Below are 23690 nucleotides of genomic sequence, written 5' to 3' on the forward strand. Positions count from 1 at the left end.
GTACCGCGGCCCCGAGCCGCGTCGGCGCGTCGACCGCGTCGACCGCGCCGGCCGCGCCGGCCGCGCCGCCCGCGACGACCGACGACCCGACCGACCAGAGGAGACACCGATGCGCGGCGCGATCGCCGACGACTTCACCGGGGCCACCGACCTCGCCGGCAACTGGAGGGCCCGTGGTCTGCGGACCGCCGTCGTGCTGGGCGTCCCGGGCCCGGACGACCTCGCGGACCTCGCCGACCACGATGCCGTCGTGGTCGCGCTGAAGATCCGCTCCGTGCCCGCACCCCAGGCCGTGGAGCAGGCGCGCGCGGCCTACCGCGCGCTCGCCGCGCTCGGCGTCACGCAGGTCTACGACAAGTACTGCTCGACGTTCGACTCCACGCCCGAGGGCAACATCGGGCCCGTCGCGGACGCGCTGCTGGAGGAGACCGGCGCGCGCAGCGCCGTCGTCGTCCCGGGCTTCCCGGACGCGGGCCGCACCGTGTTCCGCGGCCACCTGTTCGTGGGGGACGAGCCGCTCGACCGCAGCCCCATGAAGGACCACCCGCTCAACCCCATGTGGGACTCGCGCGTCGCGAACCTCCTCGCGGCGCAGACCGCGCACCCGGTCGCCGAGGTGCCGGTCGGCGTCGTGCGCGCCGGCGAGCAGGCGCTGCGGGGCGCGATCGTCGCGGCCGAGGCGCAGGGCGCGCGGTACGTCGTCGTCGACAGCATCGACAACGACGACCTCGCCGTCATCGCCCGCGCGACGTCCGACGCCCCGCTCGTCACGGGCGGCTCCGGGCTCGCGCTCGGCCTCGACCCGACGGGCGCGCCTCTCGGCGACATTGCCGCCGTCCCGGGCCGACGCGCGGTGCTCGCGGGCAGCGCGTCGCGCGCCACCCAGGCGCAGGTCCGGGCGGCCCTGCCGCACCTGCCGCACCAGAAGGTCGACGTCGCGGCGGCGCTCGCGGACCCGGGCGCGGAGGTCGAGCGGCTCCTCGCGTGGGCGCGCGAGCGCTGGGCGGAGCAGCCCGACCGGCCGGTGCTCGTGTACTCCGTGGGCGAGCCCGACGACGTCGCGCGCGGGCGTGCGGTGACCGCCGACGCCCCCGCCGTGGTCGAGCGGCTGTTCTCCGCGCTCGCGCCGCGGCTCGCGGAAGCGGGCGCGACGCAGCTCGTCGTCGCGGGCGGCGAGACGTCGGGGAGCGTCGTCCAGGGGCTCGGGGTGCACGTGCTCGAGGTCGGGCAGCTCCTGAGCCCGGGCGTGTCCTGGCTGCGCGGTCGCCGCCGCGGGGCCGACGACGTCAACCTCGTCCTCAAGTCGGGCAACTTCGGCACCGAGGACCTCTTCGTCACCGCGTGGGAGGAGCTCGCATGAGCGACCTGGTCGAGGAGCTGCTCGCCGCCGGGCGGGGTCTCGCCGCGAGCGGGATGTCGCCCGGGACGTCGGGCAACGTGTCCGTGCGCGTCGGCGACGAGGTGCGCATGAGCGCGAGCGGCACGTCCCTCGCGACCCTCACCGCCGAGCAGATGGCCCGCACGACGCTCGACGGCACCCCCGTCACCGAGGGCGACGGCCCGACGCCGCGCCCCACCAAGGAGTGGCCGCTGCACCTCGCGATGTACGCGCGCGACCCGGAGTACCGCTGCGTCGTGCACCTCCACTCGCCGAGCGCCGTCGCGGCGTCGTGCCTCGCTCCATGGCGCGAGCACACGGCGTTCGCGCCGGTCACGCCGTACGTCGTCATGCGCGTGGGCAACGTGCCCCTCGTGCGGTACGCCGCGCCGGGCGACCCGGCGCAGGCCGAGCGCGTCCGGGGCAGCGCGCTGCGCTTCCACGGCGCCCTGCTCCAGAACCACGGGTCGATCGCTGCCGGGCGCACGGTCGCGGAGGCCGTCGACCGCGCGGTCGAGATCGAGGAGGCGGCGCGCGTCCGGCTGCTGCTCGGGGACCGGCTCGACGCGCGGCTCCTCACCGACGACGAGGTGCGCGAGCTCGTCGAGGCGTACGGGCAGCCCTGGGGCTGACGTCCGGGCGAGGATGGTCCGGTGCCGACCGACCCGCCGTACGCGCGCCCGACCGCCGACGACCTCGCCGCCGCGCGCGGCCGTGAGATCGAGGACTGGCTGCGGCCGGGCCTCGACGTGCTGTTCTGCGGGATCAACCCCGGGCTGTACTCGGCGGCGGTCGGGCTGCCCTTCGCGAACCCGGGCACGCGGTTCTGGAAGGCGATGCACGAGGCGGGCTTCACGGACCGCGTGCTCGGGCCGTGGGAGCGCGACGCGTTCCTCGACGCCGGGCTGGGGATGACGAACGTCGTGCGACGGGCGACCGCGCGGGCGGACGAGCTGACGCCGGACGAGATCGTCGCGGGCGGACGCCGCCTCGTCGAGACGGCGGAGACGTACCGGCCGCGGTGGGTCGCGGTGCTCGGTCTCGGCGCGTACCGCACGGCCTTCGCGGACCGTCGCGCCGCGACCGGCCCGCTGGAGCGGCGCGTCGGCCCCGCGCGGGCGTGGCTGCTCCCGAACCCGAGCGGCCTCAACGCGCACCACACGGTCGCGACGCTCGGCGCGGCGTACGCGGAGCTGCGCGTCGCCGCGGGGCTGCCGGACCGCCGTCGGGCGTGAGCGCCGCGCAGGGCGAGCCGAGCTGTCGCCGCCCCCGCGTGCCTCGGCCGCGACATCTGCTTGTTGACTCTTGCGAGAAGTTGTTGACTTGTGTGAATCGGCCCGGGAGACTCGAGGTCCCGAGGTCGACGCCGTCCCGGGTTCTTGCCCCCTCACCGTCGAGGAGACACCCCATGAAGCTCTCCCTGTCCCGGGTGCGCACGCGTGCCACCGCTGTCACGGGTGCGCTCGTCGCGCTCGGGCTGGTGGTCTCGGGCGCCGCCGCCGCGACCGCCGTCCCGTCGGCGGCACCCGCTGCACCCGCTGCACCCGCCGCAGCCTCTGCCGCCGTCGCCCCGACGATCGCCCCGGTCGTCGACGCCAACTTCCCCGACCCGGACATCCTGCTCGTCGACGGCGTCTACCACGCCTACGCGACGAACGACCAGGGCCGGAACGTGCAGCACCGCACCTCGACGGACCTGGTCACGTGGAGCGCCCCGAACGACGTCGCCCCCGACCTGGGCGCCTGGGTCAGCGAGGCGTGCACCTTCTCGCCGGGCGGGGCCACCGACCGCTGCGTGTGGGCGCCCGAGGTCGCCGCGGTCGAGGGCGGGTACGCCCTCTACTACACGGCGCGCGACGCGACGTCGCCGCGCCAGTGCATCGGCCTCTCGCTCTCCGACTCGCCCGAGGGGCCGTTCGAGCCCGCCGGCGACGACCCGTTCGTCTGCCCCAACGGCGAGGACGGCACCGAGGACCTCGGGGGAGCGATCGACGCCGGGACGTTCGTCGACGGCGACCAGCTCTACCTGCTGTGGAAGGCCGACGGGAACTGCTGCACCGGCAAGACGGCGATCATCTTCGCCCAGCCGCTGTCGCCCGACGGCACCACCCTCACCGGGCCGGCCACCGAGCTGATCCGCGTCGACACGGCGTACGAGGGCCGCGTCGTCGAGGCGCCGACGGTCGTCGAGCGCGACGGCACCTACTACCTCTTCTACTCCGCGAACGACTTCTACGGCGGTGCCTACCGCACGTCGTACGCGACGGCGCCGAGCCTGGCCGGCCCGTGGACCAAGGCGACGACGGAGCTCATGACGAGCGACCGCTTCCAGGGCGACGTGCGCGGCCCGGGCGGCCAGGACGTCGTCACCGCGCCGGACGGCTCGGACGCGATCGTCTTCCACGGCTGGAACGCGGCGTTCACGTACCGCGCCATGTACGTCGCGGACCTCGAGTGGTCGGCCGACGGCGTCCCGTCCGTCCCGCAGGCGTCCGACCGCTACCAGGCCGAGGACGGCGTCGTGACGAACGCGCGCGTCGTGGCCGACGGCGGGGCGTCGGGCGGGGCGAAGGTCGGCGGCCTGGACTTCGCGGACTCCTCCGTGACGGTCGAGGTGCACGCCGACGCGGCGGGGCCGGCGCTGCTCGGCATCCGGTTCGCGAACGGCTCGCAGGACGGCTCGACGCGCGTCCCCTCCACCGGGACGCTCGCCGTGAACGGCGAGGTGACGGAGACCGTCGTCTTCCCGCACACCACGTGGGGCAACTGGCAGACGTCCGAGCACCTCGTCGACCTCGTCGCCGGCACCAACACGATCACGCTGACGCGCGCGACGTTCTTCACCGAGCTCGACGCGTTCGACGTCTACCCCGCGACGCGCGACCCGCGCCCGTCGGCGCCGCCCGTCATCCCGTCCGACGCGACGCGGTACGAGTTCGAGGACGGCGTCATCACGCGCGGCTCCGTCGGGAGCGCCGCCGGGGCGTCGGGCGGGCAGAAGGTCGGCGGGCTCGACTTCCTCGACAGCTCCGTCGCCCTCCAGGTCCACGCCGACGAGGCCGGGCCATACACGCTCGGCGTGCGGTTCGCGAACGGCTCCGAGCGCGGCGGGTACACGCTCGCCTCGACGAGCACCGTCACGGTGAACGGCGCCGACGCCGGGGTCGTCACCTTCCCGCACACCACGTGGGGCAACTGGCAGTCCGTCACGCACCAGGTCGAGCTCCAGCAGGGGTGGAACACCGTCACCCTGACCAAGCTCACCTGGTACACCGAGCTCGACGCGCTCGACGTCTTCCCGGCCGAGGTGCCGCCCGTCGACCCGCAGGTCACCGTCACTGCGCAGCCCCGCTGCCTCGGCGGCACGCCCTATCTCGCCGTCCGCGCCACGAACGACGGCGACGAGACCGTCGCCGTCGCCCTCACCACCCCGCACGGCGAGCGGGCGTTCGCCCAGGTGGCCCCGGGCAAGAGCGCGTACCAGTCGTTCAAGGTGCGCGGCGGGGCGCTCGAGGCGGGCGAGGCGCTCGTCGCGGTCACCGACGTCGCCGGCACGACGACGGAGGTGACGGCCGCGTACGACGCGCTCACCTGCGCGTAGCCGCCTCCTGACCCGCAGACCGCGGTGCCGCCCGGCCGATGGGCGGCACCGCGGTCGTGCGTCCGGGCCGGAGCGACAGGTCCGTGCGCCCAGGGCTGCGCCACAGGCCGAGGCGGGGGATCGTGCGGCGGTCAGGCGCGGGGGCGGTCCCACGGCAGGTGGGCCCGGACGACGAACCGGCCGTCCTCGACGCCCGCCGAGAACGTCCCGGCGAGCGCCTCGCAGCGCTCGCGCATCCCGACGATCCCAGTGCCGCTGCCGGGGACGCCCAGGGCGTCCGCGGTGAGCGCGTTGCGGACCGTGAGGTCGACGCCGTCGCCGGGCCGGGCGCGCACGTCGACGTCCGCGCGGGCGCCCGGGGCGTGCTTCATCACGTTCGTCAGCGCCTCCTGCACCACCCGGTACACCGCGCGCGTGAGCGCCGGCGGCGCGGAGTCCGCGTCCGTGACGAACACCGTCGCGGCGAGGTCGACGCCCGACGAGCGCGCCTCGTCGAGCAGCGCGGCGAGGTCGCCGAGCGCCGGGGCGGAGCCCGTGTACTGCTCCGCGCCGTCGCGCAGCGACGTGATGAGCGCCCGCATCTCCTCGAGCGCGCGGTGGGCGGACGAGCGCATGGTCCGGGCGGCGTCGGCCACCTCCGGGTCCTCGGTCGTCACCTCGAGCGCCGACGCCTGCAACGACATGACCGACAGGTTGTGCGCGACGGTGTCGTGCATCTCGCGCGCGATGAGCTCGCGCTCGTCCTGCCGCGACAGCTCGGTGCGCAGGTGGTCGGTCTGGCTGCGCAGGTCCTCCGCGTGCGTGCGCAGCGTCTCGGCGCGACGGGTCTCCACAGCGGCGGTCTGCTGGGCGACATGCGCCCGGCCCGCGTAGCGGCGGACCAGTCCCGCGCCCACCGAGAGCGCGACGAGCAACACCCCGATGACGACGTAGCCGGCAGGGGGAAGGTAGGTGGTCTCCCCGCCGGTGGCAGGCGTGAAGGAGAAGATCACCGAGTCGCCAGGTCGTGCGGCGTCGCGCCAGAACGACGCGGCCACGGCCGCCGCGGCGGCCGCCACCGACCCGAGGAGCGCCGGACGCCGGTCCTCGCGTGCGAGGACGAACGGCAGCGCGAGGAGCGGGGCGAGAGCGCCGACGGGTGTGAGGATGCCTGCCGCGGCGGTCCCGAGACAGACGGCGACGGGGTGGCGGATACGCCAGATCACAGCGGCGGAGACGCACGCGGCGAGGACAAGCCACAGGATCGAGAGCCCGAGCTGGCCCCCGCTCAGCTCCTGGCCGTGGCGTGCCGAGTCGAACGACAGGCCGACGATGCCGACGAAGAACGTCGCGGCGACCGCCACCGTGGTTCCTGCGCCGGACCAGAACCGCCGCGCCCGCCCGGGGGCGGGGGCCGCCGTCGGGCGCGCGCCGCCGACGGTGTGCGGCGGCAGGTGGCCGATGGGGGTGCCCGCGGCGGCCGGTCCGGTCGGCGCCGGCGGCCAGGTGGGCCCGGGATACCCGGGTGGCGGGGCACCCGGGTGGCCGGGCGCCGGGTAGCCCGGTGGAGGCGCGGCGCCCGGCGGCACCGCGGGGCCGCCCGGCTGCTGCGGCGGGGGGTACATGCGGCGAGCATACGCACGGGCGCCGACGCCCGGCCTCCGCCGACCGGCTCGCGCGACCGGCCCGGATCTCCTCCGGTCGGCCGGCCCGGACGAGCCGGTCGGGCGATCCGCCGGACGGTGCCGCGCGGCCACGATCGTCCTCGAACGCAGCGACCACGACGCACCGAGGAGACCACGATGTCCGCACCCCACGAGGGCCAGCGCCCCGACCAGCCGGGCGCGTACCCGGCCCAGCCTGGCCCGACGCCGCCCCCGGGCCAGCCCTACTCGTCGCCCCTGGGGCCGGGCGCCCCCGGAGGAGCCGGCCCGACGCCGCACGCCGCCCACCCCGGTCAGGCGGGCTGGGCCGGTCAGCCGGGTCAGCCGGGTCAGCCGGGTCAGCCAGGCATCCCCGGGCAGCCGGGCTTTCCGGGGCAGCCGGCGCAGCCGGGTGCGGCCGCGTTCGCGGGGCAGGCGCCGGGCGTCCCGCCGCGCAAGAGCTGGTTCGCGCGGCACAAGATCCTCACGGGCCTCGGGGTGGTCGTGATCCTCGCCGTGATCGGGGCCGCGCTCGGCGGCGGGGGAGGGGACGAGCCCGAGGCACCGGCCCCGGTCGCGGGGTCGAGCGCCCCGCAGGACCCCGCCGAACCCGCCCCCGAGGCGCCGGACGAGCCTGCCGAGGAGCCCGCTCCGGAACCCGCGGCGGCCGCGGTCGGCACGCCGGTGCGCGACGGCAAGTTCGAGTTCACCGTGACGTCCGTGGAGACGGGGGTCCCCACCGTCGGGGACGAGTTCCTCAACGCGCAGGCGCAGGGCCAGTTCGTGCTCGTGCACGTGACGGTGACGAACATCGGTGACCAGGCGCAGATGTTCGACGGCAGCAGCCAGAAGCTCGTCGATACCGCCGGGCGCGAGCACTCCGCCGACACCAGCGCGGCGATCTACCTCGGCGACGCGAACTCGTTCCTCACCGACATCAACCCGGGCAACAGCGTCGAGGGCACCGTCGTGTTCGACGTCCCCGCCGACGCAGTCCCCGCGAGCGTCACGCTGCACGACTCCTTCTTCTCCGGTGGGGTCGAGGTATCGCTCGGCTGAGCGCAAGGCGCCCCTGCCGGGCCGTCGCGACGTGCCGGAGCCACGGACGGACACGGTCCCGCGCTCGCTGCACTGCCGCGCACCCCGCACCCGGACTCCGGGGGCAGGTGCGCGGCGGTGCGCGTCAACCGCCCGCGAGGTCGTCGGTGACCAGGCGCGATCTGGCCTCGTAGACCTGGAGCGGGTCGGCTGCGGTCGTCGTCGTCGCGGTGCCCGTGACGTCGGTCCAGTCGGGAGTGCCGGTGATCCGGAACTGCCCGGACCACGTCGTGGTCAGCGTGATCGTCACCCGGTCCGCCGGCTGGCCGTACGTGTGCGCGACGGTGTGGTGCGGGTACGCGGCGCCCGGGTCGGTCGTCGTCACCGGACCGCTCCCGTCGCCGTAGTCCCAGGTGAACGACCGCGGGGTTGCCCGGATCTGGACAGGGATACCGAGCAACGTCGTGTCGAGCACCTGCTCCGCGGGCTCCGTGTAGGTGATCGTCGGCACGTTGACCACGGTCCAGCCGTCCGGCGGCTGCACGACGACGGGCGGCGGCGCGATGGTGAGCTGGCGGAACGCCGCCTCCGCCTCGGCGGCGAGATCTGCCGCGCCGACGCACGACCCGTCGTCGACGAACTCCCAGCCCGACACCGCGGTGCGTGACCCGTCCGCGGTGTTCGTCCACGTCTGGCGGAAGAGCGGGTCCATCGCGAACTCCTCCGGCGCACACTCCTGGGTGTGGTCGACCGGGGTCTGTCCGCCCGGGCACGCCTGCACCAGCCCCGGAAACGTCGTCGCGGTGTCGCCGTCGAAGCAGCGGTAGGCCGGACCTCGCCGAAACGCCTCTGTAGACGGGCTGTCGTCAGCGGAGCCAGGGGCGCGCTCTCCACTGTCTAGCGTGACATCGCGGCGCCCGTCCACCAGCACGTTGTCCTTCTGCGCATTACCGCGGAGCGTTGTTTCGCTTTCTTCGACCGCGCTTGCCGCCGCGGTGGCCGCGAACTGAGCGACTCCGAGGACGGCCAAGGTAGCGAGGATGCGCCTAGACCATCTCGCGCCCACCTTCAGTCCTCAACCGTCAGTGACAGGACCCGCCAACCTGCACCGTCATGCAGCATGTCGATTTGTAGTCGGCCGTCGCTCGGACCACTCTTCTCGACGATCGTTCCGGCACTATCGGTCCGGACGAGCGCGTCTTGCTTGAACTCGGCCGTGACCGGGTATCCGCCGATCAGTGTGTCGAGTTCGCCGACGTTGACGTTGCTGAGCGCGATTGCTGATCCTGCGTAGTCGTCTCCAGACGACGCGATCTCTGCTGCGTCAGCCGAGACGTTTGTGCAGAACTCGCATGTCTCGGTCCAGGACATCGAATCCCATTCGGTGGTGTCGCCAGTCATCAAGACGTCGTCGTAGAGCTCGAGGAAGTACTCCGCCGCCGCAGCAGCACCCTCGGCGTCGTCGCGCTCCATGGCTGCGGGTCGTTCGGGCTTCGGCGGGCCGGTCGTGGTCGGCTCGGGTTCGGGTGTCTCCGTGACAGACGGCTCGGCCGACGTCTCGACCGGAGGTGACGGTGCGGGTTCACCCCCGCCGGTGCAGCCGGCGACCAGGCACCCGGCCGTCACGACGACGCCCAGGGCGAGCGCTCGCCGTCGGGCGTTGCTCCTCGACCGGAGCGCTCGGGCGCTCCCCACCGTTCCTGCCGGTCGTCCTCCGACCGGCGCATGACGCGTACGACTCACCAGACCCCCTGCCCGCGAACCGGGCGGCGCGGCCCGGACCGGGCGGCACCGCACGAACGCCACGAACCTATCGAAACGTCGCGCGGCGCGGAACCGTCCGTCCCGCCCTGTGGACGACGCGTCACGAGGTGTCCACCACGTGACCGCTCCACAGGTGCGGGTGGCGTGGCGGGCACGGCTCGGTGAACGTTGCCCGACGCCCGTCCCCGCACCCACCCATTCCTGGGCAAAACCGGCGCCTTCGCTTCCTATGCTCCGAGTGGCCGCCCACCCGCAGGACGGGTGCCGCGCCGGCCGTGACCTGCACCCTCGGACGAGCGGACCTGTGCTGTGACCACCGTTCTCACCCCGGAGTCCCCGGGCTCCTCGGGCGCGCCCCGCGGCGCCGCGCCGGGCCCCACCTCCCCGGCCACCGGGCCGGGCACGACCCGCCCGGGCGCGCCGGGATCGCCTGCCGGCCCGACGTCGTCGGGCACCGACCGCGAGGTCCAGACGCTGCACCGCAGTCGCCTGGGCGCGCGCCGCCGTCGGCGGAACCTGCTGTGGGCGCTCCTGCTCGCGGGCCCGAACGTCCTGCTGCTGCTGGTGTTCGTCTACCGGCCGCTGCTCCAGAGCTTCTACCTCTCGACGCTCCAGTGGAACCTCGGGTCGCCGGTCGCGCGGCCGGTCGGGCTGGGCAACTACGTCGAGTGGTTCACCGCCCCGACGACGGGCCGCATCGTCACGACGACGCTCGTCTTCACGCTCGCGACCGTCGGCGGCGCGATGGTCCTCGGCCTCGGCTTGGCGCTGCTGCTCAACCGCCGCCTCAGGGGCCGCGGCGTCGCCCGGACCGTCGCGTTCGCGCCCTACGTGCTGTCGGGCTTCGCGGTCGGGATCCTGTGGCTGTTCATGTTCGACCCGCGCTACGGGCTGGTCCAGGAGCTGCTCGGCTGGGTCGGCGTCGCGTCGCCGCAGTGGTACACGCAGCGCCCGTGGCCGCTCGTGATGATCGTCGTCGTCTACCTGTGGAAGAACCTCGGGTACGTCGCCCTCATCTACCTGGCGGGCCTCCAGTCGGTGCCGCAGGACCTCAAGGACGCGGCCGCGCTCGACGGCGCGTCGTCGGCCCGGACGCTGCGCTCGATCGTCCTGCCGCTCCTCACCCCGACGACGTTCTTCCTCGTCGTGACGATGCTCCTCGCGTCGCTCCAGTCCTTCGACATCATCAAGGCGATGACGCAGGGCGGCCCGCTCGGCTCGACGACGACGCTCATGTACTCGATCTACGAGGAGAGCTTCGTCAACGGGCGCGCCGGGTACGCGTCGGCGGTCGCCACGGTCCTGTTCCTCGTGCTGCTCGCGGTGACCGCGGTGCAGATGCGGTTCGTCCAGCGGAAGGTCCACTACGCATGAGCGCCGTCGCGCCCGCCCGTCCCGAGACGGCGCCCGCCACGCCGGCCGCCCTCGCGCCCCGCCCGTCGGGCGCACCCCGTGCCCGACGCCGGGCCCTCCAGCCGGGCGGGTACCTCGCCCTGGTCCTCGCGACCGTCGTGCTCGGCGCGCCGCTGGTCTGGATGGTGCTCGCGAGCATGAAGACGCCCGCCGAGCTGTACACCGTCCCGCTGCAGTGGCTCCCGGGCAGCGTGAACCTCGACAACTACGCGCAGGCCGCGGACTCGATCCCGCTGGGGCGCCTGCTGCTCAACAGCGTCGGGATCACGGTCGTGGGCGCGGGCCTCAAGGTCGCGCTGGGCCTCACGTGCGCGTACGCGCTCGTGTTCCTCGACTTCCCGTTCAAGAAGGTCGTGTTCGGGCTCGTCATCGCGACGCTCATGATCCCGCCGCAGATCACGATCATCCCCAACTACACGCTCGTCGCGAGCCTCGGGTGGCTCAACACCTACCAGGGCATCCTCGTGCCGGGCCTGGCGAGCGCGTTCGGGACGTTCCTGTTCCGGCAGCACTTCCTCACGCTGCCGCGCTCGATCCTCGAGGCCGCCGAGCTCGACGGCGCGGGGCACTGGCGCAAGCTCTGGCGGTTCGTCGTGCCGATGAGCACACCGACGCTCGCGGCGGTCGCGCTCGTGTCCGTCGTGACGGAGTGGAACGACTACCTGTGGCCGTTCCTCGTCATCGACCGCCCGGACAAGATGACGCTCCCCGTCGGCCTCACGCTGCTGCAGAACACCGACGGCATGACGAACTGGGGCGTCCTGCTCGCCGCGACCGTGGTCGTGACGCTGCCGATCCTCGTCGTCTTCCTCGTCCTGCAGCGTCGCCTCGTCGCGGGCCTCACCGCGGGCGCCGTCACCGGCTGACGCGCACCCGTCCGACCACCGGACTCCCCGGCCCGCCCACAGCGGTCCGGGTTCCCCGAAGCGCACCGACACCCGGTGCACGACCTGAAGGAGCACCTGTGTCCCACCGCACCGCACCCGGCCGGCCCGCGCGCCGCCGTCGGGCCCGCGCCGCCGCCACCGCCCTCACGGCGGTCACCGCCCTCGCGCTCACCGCGTGCGCCGGCCCGAGCGTGGCCGGGGCCGACGGCGCCGGCACCGCGGGCGACGACGCGGCGGCCGAGGCCGTCGACTGGTCCGCCGTCGAGCCCGCGTCCGAGATCACGTGGTGGAGCAACCACCCCGGCACGTCCCAGGAGATCGAGCAGGAGCTCATCGACCGGTTCGAGGAGGAGTCCGGCATCACGGTCAACCTCGTGACCGCGGGCGCCAACTACGACGAGGTCGCGCAGCGCTTCCAGGCCGCCGCGCAGACCGACGAGCTGCCCGACGTCGTCATCGCGTCCGACGTGTGGTGGTTCCGCTACCACCTCAACGACCAGATCCTGCCGCTCGACGACGTGCTCGAGTTCGTCGACGCCGACGCGGACGACTTCCAGCCCGCGCTCTACGCGGACTACGAGTACGACGACCAGCACTGGGCCGTGCCCTACGCGCGCTCGACGCCGCTCTTCTACTACAACAAGGACCTGTGGACGGCGGCCGGTCTGCCCGACCGCGGGCCGGAGACCTGGGCGGAGCTCGAGGAGTGGGACGCGTCGCTCAAGCCGCTCGTCCCGTCGGGCGGCTCGACGCTCGGCCTGTCCACCGGGCCGTCGTGGGGCGCGTGGTGGTTCGAGAACATGATCTGGGGCCAGGGCGGCGCGTACTCCGACGGGTTCGACCTCACGCTCGACTCCGAGGAGTCGGTCGCGGGCGGCCAGTTCCTGCACGACCTCTTCCACGAGAAGGGCGTCGCGACGCTCTCCGCGGACGACGCGATGGTCGACTTCTCGTCGGGTCTCATCGCCTCGACCATCGGCTCGACGGGCTCGCTCAAGGGCGCGCTCGACGCGGCGTCGTTCGAGGTCGGCACGGCGTACCTGCCCGACGGCCCGGACGGCGGTGGCACCCCGACCGGCGGCACCGGGCTCGCCATCCCGGCGTCGAAGTCGCCCGAGCAGCAGCTCGCCGCGGCGATGTTCCTCGCGTTCCTCACGGACACGGAGAACACCGCGTACTTCTCGCAGAACACGGGCTACATGCCGGTGCGCACGTCGGCCGTCGAGTCCGACACCATGAAGGCCATCTACGAGGCGACGCCGCAGTTCCGCACGGCCGTCGACCAGCTCGCCGACAAGGCGCGCCCGCAGGACGACGCGCGCGTCTTCATCCCGGGCGCCGACGCGCTGCTCAACGAGGCGATCGAGCAGATCGTCATCGAGGGCGCCGACCCGGCGGCCGCGTTCGAGTCCGTCGCGCCGCGCATCGAGACGGCGTACAGCGAGAACGTGGAGCCGTACCTGTGACGGCGACCGCCCTCGCGCCCACGGGCGCGGTGCCGGAGCGGGCCGCGCGCCCGCGCGTGATCGCGCACCGCGGCAACAGCTCCGTCGCCCCGCAGAACACGCTCGCCGCGTTCGAGGCGGCGTGGCGGGCCGGCGCGCACAGCATCGAGATCGACGTGCAGCTCACGGCCGACGGCGAGCCCGTCGTCATCCACGACGACACCGTGGACGCGACGACGTCCGGCAGCGGCACGGTCGCACGGCTCGACCGCGCAGCGATCCGGGCGCTCGACGCCGGGTCGTGGTTCTCCCCGGCGTTCGGCGGCCAGCGCGTGCCGACGTTCGCCGAGGTCGTCGACCTCCTCGTGCGGCGGCCGGGCACCGACCTGCTGCTCGAGCTCAAGGGGTCGTGGACGGTCGAGCAGGTGCGGCGCGTCACCGGGCCGATCCGCTTCGCGGGCCTCGCCGACCGGGTCGTGGCGCAGAGCTTCTGGCCCGAGACGGTCGCGGCGCTGCGCGACGCCGACCCGGGCCTGCGCCGCGGGCTGCTCGTCGTGGCGCTCGACGACGACGTGCTCGCGCGGTGCGCCGAGCTCGACGTCGTGACGTGCAACCCCATGGGGGCGCTCCTCCTGGAGGACCCGGGCCTGGTGCAGCGCCTGCACGACGCCGGTCTCGAGGTCGCGGTCTGGACGCTCAACGAGCCCGCACACTGGGCCGCCGCGGTCGACCTCGGGGTGGACGCGATCATCACCGACCGTCCCGACCGGCTCGCAGGCTGGCTCGCGGCCCGCGGGGTCTGAGGCCCGGACCGGTCGCACCGGGGTCGCGCGCCGGACGCTCGTCGTCCGGCGCGCGGCCCCGGTCTCGCGTCCCGCCGCGGACGCCTCCCGGGGTCAGCGCACGACGATGGTCGTGACGACGTCGGTCACGCTCGGCCGGGGCGGGGTCGACCCGAAGCCGAACCGGACCGGCGGGACGACGTCGTGCAGGTCGCCCAGCGACGTCCCGTCCCAGCGCGTCTGCGCGGCGACGAGCGCGCGGACGTCGGTCGCGCCGTAGTGCTCCGTGCGCCCCGGCCCCGCGCTGCCCCGCGTCCGGACCCCGCGCAGCAGCGCGCGCGCGACGGGGTCGGTGAGCACGGTCGCGTGCCGCGACGTCGCGACGCGGTGCGGCACCGCGCGCAGCACATGACCCAGGACGGTGCGCGGCCCGACGGCGAGCCGCGCCTCGAGCGGCCCGGCCACCACGTGCCAGCCCGGCAGACGGCCGCGGCCCGGGCGCGCACGCGCCGCGTGGCCGCGCGCGGCAGCGGGCACGGGGTGGGCCGGCTCGTCCGTGACGACGACCGGCACCAGGACGACCCGGTCGAAGCGGTAGGTCGACGCGACGAGCTCCGCGACGGGGCGCGACGGCGCGAGGAGGAGGCGCTCGCCGTCGGGCCGCTCGACCATGACGTCGGCGAACGCGCCGAACGGCGACGCGTCCCAGCGCCCGACGACGACCCGCGTCCCCGACGCCGTGCCCCAGCCCGCGATGCGGCCGCGGAACCGCAGGACGCTCGACATCCCGGCAGCGTAGGCCGCGCCCGGCGCGCCCGCCCCCGTTCGGCGCGCGAGCCGTCGCCCGGGGCGGGACGCTCGGGGGAGGCGGCGACCGCCGTCGGGCAGCAGGAGGTGACCCGTGCCGAAGACGACGCGCGACGGCGACGCGAAGCAGTCCGAGATCCCCAGCACGCTGCAGCGCTCGGACGAGAAGGCGCAGCGCACGTTCGCGAAGGCCTACGACGCCGCGAGGGAGCAGTACGGCTCGGATGAGCGTGCGCGGCGCGTGGCGTTCGCCGCGCTCAAGCACACGCACGAGAAGATCGGCGACCACTGGGAGCCGAAGGACGAGCCCGGCCCGTCCGACGAGCGCGCCGAGGAGGGCGGGCTCGACTCGACCACGGACACCGCCGGGGGCGTCGACGCGAACGCGACCAAGGAGCACCTGCTCGACGTCGCCCGCCGGCTCGACGTCGACGGCCGGTCGACCATGACCAAGGACGAGCTCGTCGAGGCGATCCAGCGCGCCAACGACCGCGCGACCCGCCGCGCCCGCGGCGACTGACCCCCACCCCGCGCGACCACACCTCTACCTCGCGCGACCACGCCTCTACCTCGGCCTGCCACGCCTCTACCTGGGCCTACTCCGCCTCTACCTCGCCGAGGTAGAGCCCTGGTTCCGCGAGGTAGAGCTCCGGTTCCGCGGGGTAGAGCCCCAGTTCCGCGAGGTAGAGCCGTGGTCCTCGGGCGATCGGCTCGTCGGGGTCAGGCGGGCCGACGGCGGTGGGGGACCCGCACGCGGTCGAGGTCCTGCGCGACGGTGAGCTCGCCGTCGAACACCTCGCGGGCCTCGCGCCAGAACTCCGTCGGGTCGGGGTACCGCTGGGAGAAGTGCGTGAGGACGAGCGAGCGGACCCCCGCCTCGGCCGCGACCGTCGCGGCCTGCCGGGCCGTGAGGTGGCCCCAGCGCTCGGCCTGCTCACGGTCGCGGTCGAGGAACGTCGACTCGATGACGAGCAGGTCGACGCCGTCCGCGAGCCGGTGCACGGCGTCGCACAGGCGCGTGTCCATGACGAACGCGAACGACTGGCCGGGCCGGGGGCCGCTCACGTCGTCGAGGGTCACGGTCCGGCCGTCGGGCGTCGTGACGCGGCCCGCGCGCTGCAGCTCGCCCACGACCGGCCCCGCGAGCCCGTGGCGGGCGAGGAGCGCGGGGTCGAGCGAGCGGCCGTCGGGCTCGTCGAGGCGGTAGCCCACGGCCTCGATCGTGTGGTCGAGGCGCTCGGCGCGGAGCGTGAAGCCCGGCTCGGGGCGGCCGGGGACGGGCGGGACCACGCCGTCCGTCGTGACCGGCTGGAGCTCCAGGTGGCCACGGCGGTAGTGGGCGCTCGCGTCGAGCAGGTGGTTCACCCACCGCTGGCCCGACGCCGGGTAGGTCACCCCGATCGTGTGCCGCACCCCGTCGCCGCTGATGCGCTGGGAGACGCCCGCGAGCCCGAGGCTGTGGTCGCCGTGCAGGTGCGTGATCGCGATGCGGGTGAGGTCGGTCGCCGACACCCCGGCGAACGTCATCTGCCGCTGGGTGCCCTCGCCGGGGTCGAAGAGGATCGCCTCGTCGTCCCAGAGCAGGACGTACCCGTTGTGGTTGCGCGTGCGGGTCGGGACCATGCTGGCCGTCCCCAGGACGACGAGCTCGCGGCGGGACATGCGCCCAGCGTGCCACGCCGCGCTCGCTGCCGGGCTCGTAGGGTGGCAGGAGACCCCGCACCCGAGAACCGGAGAACCATGCGCCTGCTGCTCGTCCGTCACGGACAGACCCCGTCCAACGTCGCCGGCCTGCTCGACACCGCCCTGCCCGGGCCGGGCCTCACCGCCCTCGGGGCGCGCCAGGCGGCGGCGGTCCCGGACGCGCTCTCGGGCCGCGTGGTCGACGGCGTCGCGGTGTCCACGCTCGTGCGCACGCACCTCACCGCGGCCCCGCTCGTCGAGCGCCACGGTCTGGAGCCGCTCGAGCTCGACGGCCTGCGCGAGGTCGACGCGGGCGACCTGGAGATGTCCGCCGACCACGACGACCACGCCCTCTACCTCGAGACGGTCTTCGCGTGGGGCCGCGGCGAGCCCGACCGGCGGGTGCCCGGCGGCCCCGACGGCACCGAGTTCCTCGACCGGTACGACGACGCCCTCGCCGCCGTCGCGCGGATCGGGTGGGAGACCGCCGTCGTCGTGTCGCACGGTGCGGCGATCCGCGCGTGGGCGTGCGCCCGCGCCGCGGGCGTCGACGTCGACCGGCTCGCGTGGACCCCGCTCGCGAACACCGGGCTCGTCGAGGTCGAGGGGGACCCGGCGTCGGGCTGGCGGTTCGTCGGGGTGAGCGACGGGCCGCTGGGCGGCGCGTTCCTCGACGACCTCGTCGCGGAGGACCCGACGGGCGAGTCCGTCGACGAGGAGGAGCGCCGCGCCGCAGCGGACGACTGACCCCTACCACTCGGTCGGAATGACGCAATGATCAGATCATTGCGTCATTTCCTATGCATCGCACGGACCTGGCGGTCGTCACGTTCGTGACATACGCTCGACGGATGGCCGACGCACCGCTGCCCGCGCCGAACGAGCGCGCGCTCGAGTCCGACATCGTCACGGACCTGCGCGAGCAGATGACCTACGGGTCGTACCTGCACCTCGACACGCTGCTCGCCTCGCAGGAGCCCGTGAGCGACCCGGAGCACCACGACGAGATGCTGTTCATCGTGCAGCACCAGACGACGGAGCTCTGGCTCAAGCTCGTGCTGCACGAGCTGCTCTCCGCGCGCGACCTGCTCGCCGCCGACGAGCTGGGCGCCGCGCTCAAGCGCATCGCGCGCGTCAAGCACGTGCAACGGACGCTCACCGAGCAGTGGTCCGTCCTCGCGACGCTCACGCCGAGCGAGTACGCGCAGTTCCGCGGGTTCCTCGGGCACGCGTCCGGCTTCCAGTCGTGGCAGTACCGCGCGGTCGAGTTCCTGCTGGGCAACAAGAACGCGCGGATGCTCGACGTGTTCGACGCCGAGCCGGACGCGCGCGCCGAGCTCGCCCGCCTGCTCGCCGAGCCGAGCGTCTACGACGAGTTCCTGCGCCACCTCGCGCGGCACGGCCACGACGTCCCGCAGCGCGTCCTGGACCGCGACGTCACGGTCGCGCACACGCTCGACGACGACCTCGTCGAGGTCTTCCGGCGCATCTACGACGACCCGGAGACGTACTGGTCGGCGTACGAGACGTGCGAGGAGCTCGTCGACCTGGAGGACAACTTCCAGCTCTGGCGGTTCCGCCACATGAAGACGGTGCTGCGCATCATCGGCACCAAGCGCGGAACGGGCGGGTCGAGCGGCGTCGGCTTCCTCCAGCGCGCCCTCGACCTCACGTTCTTCCCCGAGCTGTTCGCCGTCCGCACCGAGATCGGGCGGTCGTGAGCCTCGGCCGGGCGGGCGACGGCGGCACCTGGCTCCCGCCGCTCGCGGACGCGCACGTGCACCTCGGCCTGGTCGACCCGGTCGCGGTGCGGCGCGGCGGGATCGCGGTCGTCCACGACCTCGGGTGGGTGCCCGACGCCGCGCGCACGTGGCCCGGGCGTCCCGGCTTCCCGGCGGTCGCGTTCGCGGGCGCGTTCCTCACCGCCCCCGGCGGCTACCCGTCGGACCGGTCGTGGGCGCCCGCCGCGTCCGTCGAGGAGGTCGGCTCGCCCGAGGCGGCCGTCGCCGCCGTCGACAGCCAGGTCGCCGCGGGCGCGTCGTTCCTCAAGGTCGCCCTGCACGCCGACGCCGGCCCCGTGCCCGACGACGCCACGCTCGCCGCGCTCGTCGGCCACGCCCACGCGCGGGGACGGGACGTCGTCGCGCACGTGGAGGGGCGCGGGATGGCGGCCCGCGCGTTCGAGGCGGGCGTCGACCGGCTGGCGCACGCCCCGTTCAGCGAGCGCCTGCCCGACGACCTCCTGGCGGCGATGGCCCGCCCCCGCTCCGCCGACCACGACCCTCCACGCGCTCGAGCACGGGGTGACGGGCGAGATGAGCCGGATGGCGACCGTAACCTCGTGCTCGGCGGAGCGGGGGTGAGCCGGGTGAGCTGGGTGAGCACGCTCGACGTGCACGGGTGGGGGAGCCCGACGGCCGAGCAGGACGTCGCGATCGACAACGTGCGGCGGTTCGTCGCGCTCGGCGGGACGGTCGTCTACGGCACCGACCTCGGCAACGGCCCGCTCCCGCCCGGCGTCAACGCCCGCGAGCTGCGGGCGCTCGCGGAGGCCGGCCTCGACGCGCGCGCCCTCCTGGGCGCGATCGCGCACGACGGCGCCGCGCCCGACCCGGACGGCGTCGCGACCTGGGTCCCCGGCGACCCGCCCGACCTCGACGACCCCGACGACGTGGCCGCGTGGTTCGCGCGCGCCGTCGTCGTGGCGCGACCCGAGCCCCACGGTGCGCCGCGCGCACCCCGCACCCCGGAGGACACGCGATGACCGACCGCACCGACGGCACGACCACCGACCACGCCGCGCGGTCGGCCGAGCTCGACGCGGCGGACCCGCTCGCGCGGTTCCGCGACGCGTTCGTCGCGTCCGACGAGGTGACCGCCTACCTCGACGGGAACTCGCTCGGCCGGCCGACGCGCGCGTCGGCGGAACGGCTCGCGCGGTTCGCGACCGACGTCTGGGGAGCGCGGCTCATCCGCGGCTGGGACGAGGAGTGGTACGAGCTCCCGCTGACGCTGGGCGATCGGATCGGCGCGGTGACGCTCGCCGCGGCGGCGGGTCAGACGTTCGTCGGGGACTCGACGACGGTGATCCTCTACAAGCTCGTGCGCGCCGCGCTCTCGGCGCCGCAGGTCGCGGGTCGCGACGAGATCGTGCTCGACGCCGGGAACTTCCCGACGGACCGGTACGTGCTGGAGGGCGTCGCGCGCGAGCACGGCGCGACGCTGCGGTGGATCACGCCCGACCACGACGGCGGCGTGACCCCGGAGCAGGTGGCGGAGGTCCTCTCCGACCGCACCGCGCTCCTGCTGCTCAGCCACGTGGCGTACCGGTCGGGGTACGTGAGCGACGCCGCCGCGATCACGACCCTCGCGCACGACGCCGGGGCGCTCGTCCTGTGGGACCTGTGCCACTCCGCGGGCGCGGTGCCGGTCGAGCTCGACGCGTGGGGCGTCGACCTCGCGGCGGGCTGCACGTACAAGTACCTCAACGGGGGTCCCGGCGCGCCCGCGTTCGGCTACGTGCGCGCCGACCTCCAGGGCGCGCTCACGCAGCCGATCCAGGGCTGGATGGGGAGCGCGGCGCCGTTCGAGATGGGTCCGGCGTACGCGCCGCACGACGGCGTCCGGCGCTTCCTCTCGGGGACGCCCGCGATCGTCGGGATGCTCGCGATGCAGGACATGCTCGACCTCGTCGACGCGGCCGGGATGGCGGCGGTCCGCGCCAAGTCCGTCGCCCTCACCGAGCACGCGACCGCCCTCGTGGACGACCTGCTGCTCCCGCTCGGCGCCCGGTACGCGTCGCCGCGCGATCCCGAGCGCCGAGGTAGCCACGTGACCGTCGACCACGACGCGTTCGAGGCGACGCTCCCGCTGCTCTGGGAGCGCGGCGTGATCCCCGACTTCCGCCGCCCGAACGGACTGCGCCTCGGCCTGTCCCCGCTCTCGACGAGCTTCGACGAGGTGCGCGTCGGCGTCGAGGCGGTGCGCGACGCCCTGGCCGAGGTCCTCGGCGGCCGGCCGAGCGGGCCGACGGTGCCGGGCGCGGCCGGGCCCGCGTGATCCTCGACGACCTCGACTCCCGGCCCGGGAGCACGACGTCGTTGCTGCGCACCGTCGTCGGGCTGTACGTCCGGGACCTGGGCGGTGCGGTCGCGGTGGCGGACCTGGTCGACCTGCTCGGCGCGCTCGGCGTGCCGCCCGCGGGGGCGCGCAGCGCGATCTCGCGCGTCAAGGCCAAGGGCCTGCTCGTGCCCGAGACGCTCGACGACGGCCGCGCGGGGTACCGGCTCGCGCCCGACGCCGGGCCGATGCTCGCGCGCGGCGACCGGCGCATCTTCGGCTACCGGCAGCAGAGCGACGACGACCCGTGGTGCCTCGTGTCGTACTCGTTGCCCGAGGAGCGGCGCGACGCGCGACACCAGCTGCGCCGGCACCTCGCGTGGATCGGTGCGGGGAGCGTCGCGGACGGGCTGTGGATCACGCCCGGTCACCTCGTGGACGAGGTCGAGGAGATCCTCGTGGCGCTGGAGGTCCGGGACGCCGCGACGGTGTTCCTCGCGGGGGCGCCGCGCGTCGCGGGGTCGTTCGCGGACGCGGCGGCGCGCTGGTGGGACCTCGACCGGGTCGCGGCGCTGCACCGCGCGTTCCTCGCCCGGCACGACGACGCGGGAGCCGACGGCGCCCCGTCCGCGCGAGCGGACGAGCCGCGCGACGCGTTCGCGCGCTGGGTGCGGGCGGTGGACGACTGGCGGCCGATCCCGTACGCCGACCCCGGGCTGCCGTCGGCCGCGCTGCCCGCAGACTGGCCCGGGACGGCGAGCGTCGCGCTCTTCGGCCGGCTCGGGCACGGGCTCGCGGACGCCGCGTCGCACCACGTCCGGGTCGTCGTCGGGCACCGAGGGGAGCACGGTGAGGGGATGAGCGACGTGACGCACGACCTTCCGGCCGCGGTGCGGACCCTCGTCGAGGCGACGAACGCAGGGACACCGCCCGGTTCCTGACCGCGTTCACCGAGGACGCCGTCCTCGACGACGGGGGCCGCCGCTTCCGCGGCCGCACCGAGCTCGCGAGCTGGGACCGGACGGACAACATCGGCAAGCGCTCGCACTTCGAGGTCTCCGGGCTGCGGCCGGGGGCGACACCCGACGAGGTGCTGCTCGACCTCACGGTCTCGGGGACGGGTACGACGGGCCGGGCACGTTCACCGTCCGCCTGCGCGACGGGCTGATCGCGAGCCTCGTCATCTCCTGACCTGGGGCCGTGCGCACGCGCAGCCTCTCGCGGATGGTTGGCAGCCCGACATGACCGACAGGTCCGGCCGCTCGTGCGCACGGTGAGGTGGGGTCGATCACACCGGAGCGACTTCACCCGCCACGCGTTCTGGACGCCCGTCCAGTCCGGCCTACGGTGAGAGGGACGGGCCGGTCCCGGTCCGTCGGGACCGACCCGTACCCCACCCGATGGAGCTGTCCGCTCGATGCTGCCCTCACGTCTGTTGCCGCAGTCAACCACTCGTTCCGGCCGACGCCGCACCGCTGCCGCAGCCGTCGTCGCGCTGGCCGGCGCCGCGCTCGTGCTGCCCGCGTCGGGCGCCGTCGCCGCCGACGCACCGGTGAACCCCTTCGACCTGGCCGGGGGGTTCAGCGTCTACGCCCGCGAGGACGCCCACCTCGGCAACCACGAGACGGAGGGCTCGGTCGCGGTCGGCGGCGAGCTGTCCGTCCGTGCAGACGGGGGCATGTACGCGATCCTCCACCAGGCGGCCGGGACTGCCGACTACACGATCCCCACCGTCGACGGCGACCCCACCCGTCTCCTCGTCGGTGGCTACGCGCCGACGTCGGGGACGGTCCAGATCACGAACGGCGGGGCGCCCGCGGACCGGGGTGCAGCGCTCCGGGGCTACCTCAAGGTCGTGGGTGACGACCCGGCGTTCGGCACGTACCAGCGCGCCGACTGGGTGCGGTACCGCACGTCGCTCGACGACTCGCCCGCCGTCGACGCCACGAACCAGAAGTGGCCCGACGGCGCCGCGACGGTGGCGACGGAGCGCGGCTCCGTGGCGGCGTACGTCGAGACGGGTGCCACGGGGGCCGCCGAGGTCCGCCGGTGCCTCGCCGACCTCGTGCCGAGCGGCGCAGCGCACGTGCTCTCCGTGACGGAGGACGTCGGCGACCGCGTCGTCCTCTCGGCGCTCGAGGCCGGGCGGCCGAACGTCGTCGACTACGCGGCGATCGCGGACGCGTACACCGTGCAGTTCGCCGACGGCGTGCTCCCGTCGGCCGACGCCCCGCTCATCGTCTCCGTCCCCGCCGGGACGACCGACCTGAAGGGCTCCGTGTTCGGCGAGGCAGGCAAGGCGGCCTCGTTCGTGATGTGGGACCTGTCGCGGCTCGACGGCCCGGTCACGCTCGGCGCCGGCGGGACGCGGCTGGACGGGTCGGTGTACGCGCCGACCGCCGACCTCACGGTCGAGGCGTCCCCGCTCGACGGGCAGGTCGTGGCGCGGGACCTCACCCTGCTCGGCGGGGAGGCGCACGCCTACCTGTTCGCCGGGTCGATCCCGTGCGGCACCGTGCCCGCCGAGAGCGGCAGCCTCACGGTGACCAAGCGGGTGCTGGGCGACGCCGCCCCGGTCGTCCCCGCGGGCACCGCGTTCACCGTCGCGTACTCCGTCGACGGGTCGGCGGGCGAGCTCACGCTCCCCGTGGACGGTACGGCGACCCTCGACGACCTCCCGCTCGGGGCCGAGGTGGTGCTGGGCGAGCCCGACTTCCCCACGGTCGAGGGCGTGGAGTGGGGCGCGCCGACGTGGCAGGTCGACGGTGGCACGGTCGAGCCGGGCGACGACGGCACGGTGCGGGTGGAGGTCGCCGCGGCCGCGGACGTCGCCGTGACGCTGACCAACACCGCCGACCGGCCGCTCGAGCCCACGCCCGCGCCGACTCCGACGACTCCGACGACCCCGACCGACCCCACGGACCCGACCGTGCCCACGGCGCCCGACGTGCCGGGCGCGCCCGACGCGCCGGGAGCACCGGCCGACGGTGGCACGGGTGGTCTCGCGACGACCGGCGTGCAGGCCGCCGGTGTCGCGATCGCCGCGCTCCTGCTCGTCGCGCTCGGCACGGGCGTCCTCGTCCTCCGGCGGCGCCGGGGCGCCTGAGCCGCCTTCCCCTCGTCGCAGGCCTCGACGCCGCGTCCCTTCCGGGGGGGGGGGGGGGGCGTCGTGCGTCTCCCGGGCCGGGCGGAGGACGGCCATCTGGCCGCC

At 74.8% G+C, this 23690-nt stretch carries 21 protein-coding genes; 16 read left to right on the forward strand and 5 right to left on the reverse strand.

All coding sequences use genetic code 11. The annotated features are described in order from the left end of the window. The first annotated feature begins 109 nt into the window (after positions 1-109). The 4 genes from otnK to ACI769_RS14615 all read left to right on the forward strand — a co-directional run bounded on the left by otnK (position 110) and on the right by ACI769_RS14615 (position 4979). On the forward strand, positions 110-1360 hold the full coding sequence (otnK, locus tag ACI769_RS14600) for a 3-oxo-tetronate kinase (protein WP_409141829.1): 1251 nt from the start codon (positions 110-112) through the stop codon (positions 1358-1360). Continuing rightward, on the forward strand, positions 1357-2010 hold the full coding sequence (locus tag ACI769_RS14605; RefSeq protein ID WP_251176666.1) for a class II aldolase/adducin family protein: 654 nt from the start codon (positions 1357-1359) through the stop codon (positions 2008-2010). Before otnK ends, ACI769_RS14605 begins: the two co-directional genes overlap by 4 nt. Before the next feature lie 21 nt (positions 2011-2031). After that, a complete protein-coding gene (gene mug, locus ACI769_RS14610) occupies positions 2032-2613 on the forward strand; it encodes a G/U mismatch-specific DNA glycosylase (RefSeq protein ID WP_409141830.1) in 582 nt (193 codons plus the stop codon). Positions 2614-2786: 173 nt separating this feature from the next. Beyond that, positions 2787-4979: a family 43 glycosylhydrolase gene (locus tag ACI769_RS14615; protein WP_409141831.1), complete on the forward strand. Its 2193-nt coding sequence runs from the start codon at positions 2787-2789 to the stop codon at positions 4977-4979. Between the two features lie 131 nt (positions 4980-5110). On the opposite strand, the gene ACI769_RS14620 is transcribed toward ACI769_RS14615, so the two are convergent. Further along, a complete protein-coding gene (locus ACI769_RS14620) occupies positions 5111-6583 on the reverse strand; it encodes a sensor histidine kinase (protein ID WP_409141832.1) in 1473 nt (490 codons plus the stop codon). Between the two features lie 177 nt (positions 6584-6760). Here ACI769_RS14620 and ACI769_RS14625 point away from each other — a divergent pair, with 177 nt between their 5' ends. Continuing rightward, on the forward strand, positions 6761-7660 hold the full coding sequence (locus tag ACI769_RS14625; protein WP_409141833.1) for a DUF4352 domain-containing protein: 900 nt from the start codon (positions 6761-6763) through the stop codon (positions 7658-7660). Positions 7661-7784: 124 nt separating this feature from the next. Here ACI769_RS14625 and ACI769_RS14630 read toward each other — a convergent pair whose 3' ends face one another. Together ACI769_RS14630 and ACI769_RS14635 are read right to left on the reverse strand one after the other, a co-directional pair. Next, complete coding sequence (locus ACI769_RS14630; protein WP_409141834.1) at positions 7785-8351, reverse strand: hypothetical protein; 567 nt, start codon at positions 8349-8351, stop codon at positions 7785-7787. Positions 8352-8707: 356 nt separating this feature from the next. Next, the gene (locus ACI769_RS14635; protein WP_409141835.1) at positions 8708-9883 is read right to left on the reverse strand and encodes a DUF6318 family protein; all 1176 of its coding nucleotides are present in this window, start codon (positions 9881-9883) and stop codon (positions 8708-8710) included. On the opposite strand from ACI769_RS14635, the gene ACI769_RS14640 reads away from it, so the two are divergent. From ACI769_RS14640 to ACI769_RS14655, 4 genes are all read left to right on the forward strand, one after another. After that, positions 9878-10777, forward strand: a complete 900-nt coding sequence (locus ACI769_RS14640; RefSeq protein WP_168944606.1) for a carbohydrate ABC transporter permease — start codon at positions 9878-9880, stop codon at positions 10775-10777. The genes ACI769_RS14635 and ACI769_RS14640 overlap by 6 nt on opposite strands. Further along, positions 10774-11682, forward strand: coding sequence for a carbohydrate ABC transporter permease (locus ACI769_RS14645; RefSeq protein ID WP_053370565.1), 909 nt, complete (start codon positions 10774-10776; stop codon positions 11680-11682). Before ACI769_RS14640 ends, ACI769_RS14645 begins: the two co-directional genes overlap by 4 nt. Positions 11683-11780: 98 nt before the next feature. After that, the gene (locus tag ACI769_RS14650) at positions 11781-13169 is read left to right on the forward strand and encodes an ABC transporter substrate-binding protein (RefSeq protein ID WP_409141836.1); all 1389 of its coding nucleotides are present in this window, start codon (positions 11781-11783) and stop codon (positions 13167-13169) included. Further along, complete coding sequence (locus tag ACI769_RS14655) at positions 13166-13951, forward strand: glycerophosphodiester phosphodiesterase (protein WP_409141837.1); 786 nt, start codon at positions 13166-13168, stop codon at positions 13949-13951. The genes ACI769_RS14650 and ACI769_RS14655 overlap by 4 nt, the downstream gene beginning before the upstream one ends. Positions 13952-14044: 93 nt before the next feature. Here ACI769_RS14655 and ACI769_RS14660 read toward each other — a convergent pair whose 3' ends face one another. Beyond that, a complete protein-coding gene (locus ACI769_RS14660) occupies positions 14045-14716 on the reverse strand; it encodes a hypothetical protein (protein WP_409141838.1) in 672 nt (223 codons plus the stop codon). A gap of 115 nt (positions 14717-14831) precedes the next feature. On the opposite strand from ACI769_RS14660, the gene ACI769_RS14665 reads away from it, so the two are divergent. Next, positions 14832-15257 (forward strand): ChaB family protein, encoded by a 426-nt coding sequence (locus tag ACI769_RS14665; protein ID WP_354804643.1) that lies wholly within the window; start codon positions 14832-14834, stop codon positions 15255-15257. A 200-nt stretch (positions 15258-15457) separates the two neighbouring features. On the opposite strand, the gene ACI769_RS14670 is transcribed toward ACI769_RS14665, so the two are convergent. Beyond that, positions 15458-16399 (reverse strand): ribonuclease Z, encoded by a 942-nt coding sequence (locus tag ACI769_RS14670; protein ID WP_034650392.1) that lies wholly within the window; start codon positions 16397-16399, stop codon positions 15458-15460. Positions 16400-16477: 78 nt separating this feature from the next. Here ACI769_RS14670 and ACI769_RS14675 point away from each other — a divergent pair, with 78 nt between their 5' ends. The 6 genes from ACI769_RS14675 (at position 16478) to ACI769_RS14700 (ending at position 23585) form a co-directional block, all read left to right on the forward strand. Continuing rightward, positions 16478-17167 (forward strand): histidine phosphatase family protein, encoded by a 690-nt coding sequence (locus ACI769_RS14675; protein WP_409141839.1) that lies wholly within the window; start codon positions 16478-16480, stop codon positions 17165-17167. A 104-nt stretch (positions 17168-17271) separates the two neighbouring features. Next, a complete protein-coding gene (locus ACI769_RS14680) occupies positions 17272-18141 on the forward strand; it encodes a tryptophan 2,3-dioxygenase (protein ID WP_409141840.1) in 870 nt (289 codons plus the stop codon). Further along, on the forward strand, positions 18138-19184 hold the full coding sequence (locus tag ACI769_RS14685; RefSeq protein ID WP_409141841.1) for an amidohydrolase: 1047 nt from the start codon (positions 18138-18140) through the stop codon (positions 19182-19184). The genes ACI769_RS14680 and ACI769_RS14685 overlap by 4 nt, the downstream gene beginning before the upstream one ends. Then, positions 19181-20479 carry a kynureninase gene (gene kynU / locus ACI769_RS14690; protein ID WP_409141842.1) on the forward strand — a complete coding sequence of 433 codons (1299 nt, stop codon included), beginning with the start codon at positions 19181-19183 and terminating at the stop codon, positions 20477-20479. The genes ACI769_RS14685 and kynU overlap by 4 nt, the downstream gene beginning before the upstream one ends. Next, positions 20476-21420 (forward strand): PaaX family transcriptional regulator C-terminal domain-containing protein, encoded by a 945-nt coding sequence (locus ACI769_RS14695; RefSeq protein ID WP_409141843.1) that lies wholly within the window; start codon positions 20476-20478, stop codon positions 21418-21420. Before kynU ends, ACI769_RS14695 begins: the two co-directional genes overlap by 4 nt. A gap of 476 nt (positions 21421-21896) precedes the next feature. Continuing rightward, complete coding sequence (locus ACI769_RS14700) at positions 21897-23585, forward strand: collagen-binding domain-containing protein (RefSeq protein WP_409141844.1); 1689 nt, start codon at positions 21897-21899, stop codon at positions 23583-23585. The last annotated feature ends 105 nt before the right edge of the window (positions 23586-23690 follow it).

The sequence above is a fragment of the Cellulosimicrobium sp. RS genome (assembly GCF_046159675.1).
In the GTDB taxonomy this organism is placed as follows: Bacteria; Actinomycetota; Actinomycetes; order Actinomycetales; family Cellulomonadaceae; genus Cellulosimicrobium; species Cellulosimicrobium funkei.

Coding starts and splice junctions, on each gene's coding strand:
- otnK (WP_409141829.1), top strand. CDS start 110: ATGCGCGGCGCGATCGCCGACGACTTCACCGGGGCCACCGACCTCGCC.
- ACI769_RS14605 (WP_251176666.1), top strand. CDS start 1,357: ATGAGCGACCTGGTCGAGGAGCTGCTCGCCGCCGGGCGGGGTCTCGCC.
- ACI769_RS14615 (WP_409141831.1), top strand. CDS start 2,787: ATGAAGCTCTCCCTGTCCCGGGTGCGCACGCGTGCCACCGCTGTCACG.
- ACI769_RS14620 (WP_409141832.1), bottom strand. CDS start 6,583: ATGTACCCCCCGCCGCAGCAGCCGGGCGGCCCCGCGGTGCCGCCGGGC.
- ACI769_RS14625 (WP_409141833.1), top strand. CDS start 6,761: ATGTCCGCACCCCACGAGGGCCAGCGCCCCGACCAGCCGGGCGCGTAC.
- ACI769_RS14630 (WP_409141834.1), bottom strand. CDS start 8,351: ATGGACCCGCTCTTCCGCCAGACGTGGACGAACACCGCGGACGGGTCA.
- ACI769_RS14645 (WP_053370565.1), top strand. CDS start 10,774: ATGAGCGCCGTCGCGCCCGCCCGTCCCGAGACGGCGCCCGCCACGCCG.
- ACI769_RS14660 (WP_409141838.1), bottom strand. CDS start 14,716: ATGTCGAGCGTCCTGCGGTTCCGCGGCCGCATCGCGGGCTGGGGCACG.
- ACI769_RS14670 (WP_034650392.1), bottom strand. CDS start 16,399: ATGTCCCGCCGCGAGCTCGTCGTCCTGGGGACGGCCAGCATGGTCCCG.
- ACI769_RS14675 (WP_409141839.1), top strand. CDS start 16,478: ATGCGCCTGCTGCTCGTCCGTCACGGACAGACCCCGTCCAACGTCGCC.
- ACI769_RS14680 (WP_409141840.1), top strand. CDS start 17,272: ATGGCCGACGCACCGCTGCCCGCGCCGAACGAGCGCGCGCTCGAGTCC.
- kynU (WP_409141842.1), top strand. CDS start 19,181: ATGACCGACCGCACCGACGGCACGACCACCGACCACGCCGCGCGGTCG.
- ACI769_RS14700 (WP_409141844.1), top strand. CDS start 21,897: ATGCTGCCCTCACGTCTGTTGCCGCAGTCAACCACTCGTTCCGGCCGA.